Origin of the sequence: Rhizobium sp. SEMIA 4085 (genome assembly GCF_013004495.1) — a bacterium.
Taxonomy (GTDB): Bacteria; Pseudomonadota; Alphaproteobacteria; order Rhizobiales; family Rhizobiaceae; genus Rhizobium; species Rhizobium gallicum.
Genome location: NZ_JABEPH010000616.1, coordinates 1 through 1,941, shown reverse-complemented (window position 1 = coordinate 1,941; position 1,941 = coordinate 1). Strand labels below are relative to the sequence as shown.

The following is a 1,941-nucleotide window of genomic DNA, read 5'->3' as shown; positions in this document are numbered from 1 at the left end:
TGGACTCGGCCAATACACGCGCCACCGGTACGCGCGGGGGGGCGCGCCACGTAATCGGGCTTGCTGTAAAATCGTCCGCCTAGTGGCCGGAGGCAAACGTCCGGGCCGCGGCGATCGCACTGGCGGCGCCAGCGCGCAGCTGCGTCGTATCGGCGCTCGCAACGACAAGATCGCAACCGAGCCTCAACAGCTCGCCAGCACGCTTGCCATTGCTGCCGAAGGCGCAGGTGAATTTCTTGTGTGCTCGGCACCGCGCCACAATGTGCGCGAGTTCCTTGTCGATCTCGTCGGTGTCCGGCGCAAGCCTTGCACCGTTTGAAAGGGCAATCGACAAATCGGACGGCCCGACGAAGACGCCGTCGATGCCTTCGACACCAAGGATGCCGTCGACGGCATCAAGTGCTGCCCGCGTCTCCACCATCGCAATCGTCAGCGTCAGCCGGTTGGCGGCGCGCAGGTATTCATCTGCCGAGAGCTTCATGTGGTTGAGTGCCAGCGTCGGTCCCCAGCTTCGCTCGCCAAGCGGTGGATACTTGGCAAACCGCACAAGCGCCTTTGCATCGGAGACCGAATTGACCATTGGCGCGATGATGCCAGTGCAACCAGCGTCGAGCAGCCGTGAGGCCGAAGCGAAATCGCCAACCGGAATGCGCGCAATTGCCGGTTTTCCCGCAGAACGGGATTGCGTAACGGCATTCGATGCTGAAGCCATATCCCACATGCCATGCTGCATATCGAGCACGACGGAATCGAAATCTTCCTGCACCAGATGATGGACGACCAACGGTTCGGGTATACCGATCCAGGCGGAAACCAGGCCTGCATGCCCGTCTGTCCTGATCCTGTCCGCGAAACTGTCGATTGCCGGTGTCTCCGTCATGTCGTTCTCCATTCACTGCTCAGGCGAGCATGTGTTTGCCGATCTTGAAATTCCTCGATGAATGTTTTCTGCAACAAGATTCCGTCCCACTCGTCTTCGAAAAACGGTGAATCGTAAATCAGCGTGAACGGACCGACGTAACCCGCAGCGCCGCAAGCCTCCAGGCACATGAGGTAGTCAGCAGCATCCAGACCGGAGGCATTGTAATCCGCCTTCGCATGACAAAGTTCCGCGCGGCACATGATATCGGCAAGGTCCGCGTATTTTTCGGGCGCAGTCCAGTTGCCAAGATCGCCATTGAGCCCGACCTTACCCTCAAGCCCGTCCAGCAGCCAGTTCATCTGCCGAGGCGAAGGCAGAAGGTCGAACCAGTTTTCGACGACGATGCGCACCCCGCTGCCATCGGCTTCCTTCGCCAGCTGCCTCAGATGCTTCAAAGCCCGGCTCAGATTTTCTTCGGTTGGCGGCTGCTTGCCCGCAATTACGCGTAAGTTCTGTGCTCCCACCACGACCGCCCTTTCGATCCAGCCGGCCATCCACGCTGCGTCGCGTTTGGCATGATCAGCCGCACTCGGGTCGCCATCCTCAAGCAAGAGGGTCTGAAAAAGCACGCCCGATGCCTTCATCGCACCGCGGAGGTCATCGAGATAACCGGCCTCAAGGCTCGGCAGGTGAAAGGAGCAGACCTCAAGCCGGTGAATGCCACGCTCGGCAAGTTGCTGCGGCAACTCGATCAGAGAGGCCATACCCGGGCCGTAGGGTTCCTGGCGCGCAGCACTTCTTTCCGGATCAGGACTATAGCGATAAACCGGTCCAAGGAGGCGATGCAACGACCATGTAGAAACTGCAAAACGGCCGTTCGGCAAAGCCTGCCCCATCATCGCCCCCTCGTTTGTTCCCATCCTAGGCATTGAAGGCTTTGTCCTTCAAACGAAATCGCCGCGAATGACGGCTTCTGCAGAAAGTGCGGCACCACGCAACACGTCTGCGCCATGTGCTGCACCCTGCACCCGGAACCCGCACGCGCTACCAGCTCCGCCGGCGACACCAGTGCGCGTCAG

The 1,941-nt window shown here is 60.1% G+C and carries 2 protein-coding genes; both read right to left on the bottom strand.

The annotated features are described in order from the left end of the window. Positions 1–79 precede the first annotated feature (79 nt). On the bottom strand, positions 80–880 hold the full coding sequence (locus C9413_RS31670) for an aldolase/citrate lyase family protein (protein WP_040115377.1): 801 nt from the start codon (positions 878–880) through the stop codon (positions 80–82). Next, positions 877–1,782 carry a TIM barrel protein gene (locus tag C9413_RS31665; protein WP_223844154.1) on the bottom strand — a complete coding sequence of 302 codons (906 nt, stop codon included), beginning with the start codon at positions 1,780–1,782 and terminating at the stop codon, positions 877–879. The genes C9413_RS31670 and C9413_RS31665 overlap by 4 nt, the downstream gene beginning before the upstream one ends. Positions 1,783–1,941 lie beyond the last annotated feature (159 nt).

Bases quoted from the DNA above. Each gene is read 5' to 3' on its own strand.
- C9413_RS31670 (WP_040115377.1), bottom strand. From the start codon at position 880: ATGACGGAGACACCGGCAATCGACAGTTTCGCGGACAGGATCAGGACA.
- C9413_RS31665 (WP_223844154.1), bottom strand. From the start codon at position 1,782: ATGGGAACAAACGAGGGGGCGATGATGGGGCAGGCTTTGCCGAACGGC.